Origin of the sequence: Paraburkholderia sp. BR10923 (genome assembly GCF_040948765.1) — a bacterium.
GTDB lineage: Bacteria > Pseudomonadota > Gammaproteobacteria > Burkholderiales > Burkholderiaceae > Paraburkholderia > Paraburkholderia youngii.
This window is the reverse complement of sequence record NZ_JBFPKO010000088.1, coordinates 1-4,709: the sequence shown is the minus strand read 5'-3', so window position 1 is coordinate 4,709 and position 4,709 is coordinate 1. Positions and strand designations below refer to the sequence as shown.

Genomic DNA, 4,709 nt, shown 5'->3' with positions numbered 1-4,709 from the left:
TGATCCTCAGAAAGCTGCGGCGTTTTTACGTCCTTGTACTTGTCGCATTGCTCAACCGCTCCGCGGCTTCCGCTTCGACACCATGAACGGCGTCGTCGCCGAAAACGAATTATTCAGACCCGACTAGGGACTCAGAAAAAACATTACATTGTTTCCGCCGATGCTGACTGCACCGTAGACCCGTACTGGCTGCATGCGCTGATTGAAAAGATGGTAGAGGAAAACGGGGATATTGGCACCTGCAACTACTACTACAACGAAGAAGCATTCCGCAATCGTCCCACCTTTTCCGGGAAATCCAAAAAACCCTGCGCTGCCGGGAGGTGTCGTTTTCGCTCTTCGGCGGTTTTCCCGACGGCAAGGGTTTTGCCGTGGAGCGGACTCTGTACGACAAAGTGGGAGGTATCGAAATCTTCTATCAGCTGAGCAACGGCCGCTTCTATGGGGACTTGTTTGTCAAGCCGTGTTCGATCGTCAGGTAAGCGGATCAGATTTCATCCCAGCACCTTTGTATTGCGTGTGATGTGAAGCGGGCGTGCTGCACGGTGGCTTGATCCTGATCCCAGGCCGGGGTATGACGAGCGTTCCAGCCAGTGCCGGAACGAACTTCTATCCGTGCAGGATGTGAAGGTGCTGCACCTCATGCAGCATGCGCGCGAGGCGCACTGGCTGGCAAACCCCAGTTACCGGCGCACCCCATCTTAGGGGGCGGTCACCGTGTCGTGACCCCCGGCCGTTTCGGGTGCGTCGACCTTTGATCATGATGTGTTCCTTGCTTGGGCACGCAAACGATGTTGACCCCGGAACTTCAAGGAGCAGCAGCTTTGAGCGAAGCCCCGGCCGGAATCTCGCCGTGCTCGAGGTAACGCCATAGGGCGATGGCGAGACGTCGTGCCAACGCGACGATGCCCACACGTCGCATGCGCTTGCCGTTGCCCGCAAAGCGCCGGTTGAACCACTGAGTCATGAGGCTGTCGGGCTGCAGGCGTAACCAGCGCCAGGCCAGTTCGACGAGTATCGTGCGCGCTCGTCGGTTACCGGCTTTGCTAATGCCTTGTTCGATCTGGCTATTTCCGCTGGCGTACGGCGTGGGCGTCAGTCCCAGACATCCGGCGACCTCACGCCGGTTGGCGAAACGTCGCCAACCGAACACTTCCTTGACCAGCACCCAGGCGCCCTTGGGGCCAATCGCGCGCAGCTGGGCGAGTTGGGCCACCAGCGGGTGCTTGCCCTCGGCCAGCTCCTGGCGCCGGGTGGCTTCGAGCATCTTCGTCTGTTGCCTGACCAGCGCCAGCCGCGCACTCTCGCGCTCGATCTCGCCGCAAAGCGCGGCTGGTATCTGCCCGCGGTGGTTTGCCCACCACTGCGCCCAGTCGCGCCCGCCGATGATGACCTGCGGACGTACGTTGTGCAGCACCAGCAGTGAGCGGATGCGGTTCGTGTGGGCGACACGCTCCTGAGTCAGCCGGGCCAGTTCACGATGCGTGCGGCGAGCGTCCTCCTGCTCAGGTGTGGGCTCGCGTAGCACCGACCAGACGCGCTCGCCGGCGTGGTGGCGCCTGAGCATCGTCAGCAGCTTGTCGCCGTCGAGCCGGTCAGTTTTGGCCCGTCTCGCGCGTCGATTCACTTCAATGCTGGCGGCATCAACCACGAGGTTGTCGATGCCTTGCCCCGTCAACCAGCGGTGCAGCCACCAGCCATCCCGGCCAGCCTCGTAGCAGGAATGTACCTTGGCCCCAGGCGCAAGCCGGCAGCGCTCCCTCGCACGGCGTACACAATTGAGCACCGCTGCCGTGTCGCCGCCTTGCACGCTGTAACGCCTTGGGCCACGACGACTATCGCTCGCCGTCAATATCCAGGATTTGTCGCCGAGTTCAAAGCTTATATATAGCTCGACGTCGATTGCCGTATTCTCGTCTTGTGGGACTGCTTGGGTCGTGGACATTTCCGTCTCCTTCGCACAGAGTTGGAAATTCCGTTTTAGCTAAACGGACCTTTCTCCGGTAGTCCCACATAGCATCTTTGTAGAACACCTCTCCGACGACTGGGACTTTGGAATCCGGGTAATCGCCGAGGGCGGCAAGCCGGCTTACGCACGGGATTCCCGTGTGGAAATTAACAGTCGTCGCGTCGATACGATGCTAGACGAAGTAATCAGTGGTACTGCCTATGGGCAGGACGGCATCATCATCATGAAAGATGTACGTCCGGGGGAGGAAAAGCAATGGTCAACGCTGTACGACACTACTCCCGCACAGTCACAGCAGGTCTGGTGCTACTCCATTAAAGACTACGTTCCCAAAAACATTGTGTTGCCGGCGCTGCTCAATCCACAGATTTTGCTGGATGACATCACCGTGCGTCATTTTTTTACCGGGCCAGTGGCTGACCGTCTGTATCAGCGTATCCATGAAATTATGCGCGATTCAGGAATCGTCGACTTCAAACCGATCCACGCCTACAAAACCCCAGTCTATCGGCTCTATCTCGAGTTCCGTGATGAAATTTTCAGTGCCATGCGCCGCGCCATTGGTGACGATATCGGTTTCCCGCCGCCGTTGCCGGAGTGTTTTGATGTGGTCAAACCCGAGGATTTCGAGCGCTTTGTCTACTATTTTTGTGAAGACCGTGAGTCCGGCGAAGCGCGCAACTACTTCGCTAACGGCGGGGTATTCTGATGAATAACGAAATTCTGAACTCACTAAATGCTATCGATACGAATTATCCTGTGCCGCGAGTACACGATTTTCTCTCCCGCCCAGAGAACACCGCATTTCTGGAGTATGTCTTTAAAGATCCGTTCGGCTGCCACGTTTTCCATGGCGATATCTGTAGTTATCCACTCGGCGCTTTCTTTGATGACATGGAATGTGATATCAAACAGGCAAAACAGATTCATCTTTGAGCATATATCCCAACTTGCCGCTACCGCTGCCATTTCTGTCAGTACCCGACGATCACTCTGAATCCACAGACCATTTCGTCACAGGCAGTGTTCCGGGATTTGGTGGCTTACAACGTCAAAGAGGCCACTATGTGGCTTCAGAACGTGCCGTGTCTCGCACATGCAGAAGTCGGCGAATTCAACATCTTCGGCGGCACGCCATCGCTGCTTCCTGAACCCGAGTTGCGGTGCCTGATGGATTTTTATCAAGGCCATTTTAACTTTTCTGTTGCTACCATGCGCTTTGAAGGCGAGCCGGGTACTCTGACCAAGCAATACCTCCAACTGTTAAAAGAGTTGGGCTTTACCAAAATCAGTTTTGGTGCGCAAGCCTTCGACGACCGTATTATCTCGGCGTGCGGGCGTATGCATTCCGCCAAACAGTGCTTGGATGCAATTTTTAACGCGCGCGAAATCGGCTTCGACTGGGTCAGTCGTCGACCTTATCTACGGTATGCTCGTCCAGAGCGTTGACGATGTGAAATACGACATCGAGAAAATTCTCGAACTGGATCTTTCCCACGTGGTATGCACCAAGCTACACATGGAAACGCTTCTGAAAAAGCGTACCGGTGTTTCCGGCGAGCGAGAAAGTCTGTGGCAAAAAAAGGGGGGCTTATTAACATTCATAAGATGAACTTCCCCGGGCTGGGTAAGCAATATCAGATGCGCGAGCTAATTGAGAAGTACCTCTCGCCCGGATATCTCGAACATCCGACTACATACTTTCACCGGAACCATCAGCATCCGAAGAAGTGGAAAGGGCTAGTGACCGACCTCGATAAGCAGTACCCCGAAGTGGCGATCGGTCTTGGGGGCAGCTCGAAATGTGCCCGGGCCGAGGCCATCAACATCACCAGCTACAGAAAATACAAGGAAGCTCTGGATGAAAACTATCAGCCCATTGAGGAAAGCCGGGGAGTCTCACCATATCAGCGCGAAGTGAACGCTTTTAAAATGGCCCTCTCCACACTGGTTCCGGTAAGTGACAATGTGTTCAGACAGCGTTTTGAAGGCAAAAGCTTCTTCGACAACCCTATTATTCGCCCCACGCTCAGAACGCTGGTTGATAAAGTGCTGGTAACAATCGAGAGAGATGTTGTAACCCTTACCTCCAATGGAGTTACGCTGGTCGAAGCCGTGATTAACACCCAATTCGTGACCTCGGAAGTCTAAGGAGAGCGCTGTAGCGTACGCCGTTGAGAACCAGCTCACGCAGAGAAGGATTATCAGAGCCATCGCTCAAGCATAGGGTGCCGGTCCGCAAAATCCCTGACTCATGAGTAAGCAGGCGTAAAGCGCTTTTGTTGCGATACGGATAGAAATCGTCGAAATTGTCTGCTTTGTGTGTTGGTTCCATCGTTGAAGTTCTTTAAGCGCCTTTCAAGGTTTGGTGTTGACTTGTTGGTATAGATTTCGCGTAAAGGTACCCGACCGAATTACTCTCATCGGAGTGGCGGTTGTGAAACTTGACATTCTGGAGAAACGACTATGAGTACAGTGATTAGCAATGCGGCTTATGGTGTCTGGAACAACACCATTGACGTCACCGATCAGGTTCGACAGCAATACGCAAACGGCACGCGCGTGTTTGTCGCCGGTAATCAGTATGGCGATCCTTCCCCCGGAGACCGTAAGTAGTCGGGTCTGAATAATTCGTTTTCGGCGACGACGCCGTTCATGGTGTCGAAGCGGAAGCCGCGGAGCGGTTGAGCAATGCGACAAGTACAAGGACGTAAAAACGCCGCAGCTTTCTGAGGATCAT

At 54.8% G+C, this 4,709-nt stretch carries 7 protein-coding genes; 6 read left to right on the top strand and 1 reads right to left on the bottom strand.

All coding sequences use genetic code 11. The features are described from left to right. The first annotated feature begins 33 nt into the window (after positions 1 to 33). Complete coding sequence (locus AB3X94_RS41215; RefSeq protein WP_368614425.1) at positions 34 to 426, top strand: glycosyltransferase; 393 nt, start codon at positions 34 to 36, stop codon at positions 424 to 426. 382 nt (positions 427 to 808) lie between these two features. Here AB3X94_RS41215 and AB3X94_RS41210 read toward each other — a convergent pair whose 3' ends face one another. Next, positions 809 to 1,945: an IS110 family transposase gene (locus tag AB3X94_RS41210; protein WP_368594343.1), complete on the bottom strand. Its 1,137-nt coding sequence runs from the start codon at positions 1,943 to 1,945 to the stop codon at positions 809 to 811. A 163-nt stretch (positions 1,946 to 2,108) separates the two neighbouring features. Here AB3X94_RS41210 and AB3X94_RS41205 point away from each other — a divergent pair, with 163 nt between their 5' ends. The 5 genes from AB3X94_RS41205 (at position 2,109) to AB3X94_RS41185 (ending at position 4,585) form a co-directional block, all read left to right on the top strand. After that, a complete protein-coding gene (locus AB3X94_RS41205) occupies positions 2,109 to 2,678 on the top strand; it encodes a hypothetical protein (RefSeq protein WP_368594344.1) in 570 nt (189 codons plus the stop codon). Then, entirely contained in the window at positions 2,678 to 2,905 is a 228-nt protein-coding gene (locus AB3X94_RS41200; RefSeq protein ID WP_368594345.1) for a hypothetical protein, read from the top strand. The genes AB3X94_RS41205 and AB3X94_RS41200 overlap by 1 nt, the downstream gene beginning before the upstream one ends. A 6-nt stretch (positions 2,906 to 2,911) precedes the next feature. Then, positions 2,912 to 3,418, top strand: coding sequence for a radical SAM protein (locus AB3X94_RS41195; RefSeq protein ID WP_368594349.1), 507 nt, complete (start codon positions 2,912 to 2,914; stop codon positions 3,416 to 3,418). A gap of 123 nt (positions 3,419 to 3,541) precedes the next feature. Further along, entirely contained in the window at positions 3,542 to 4,120 is a 579-nt protein-coding gene (locus AB3X94_RS41190) for a hypothetical protein (protein ID WP_368614424.1), read from the top strand. Between the two features lie 315 nt (positions 4,121 to 4,435). After that, entirely contained in the window at positions 4,436 to 4,585 is a 150-nt protein-coding gene (locus AB3X94_RS41185) for a hypothetical protein (protein ID WP_368594347.1), read from the top strand. Positions 4,586 to 4,709 lie beyond the last annotated feature (124 nt).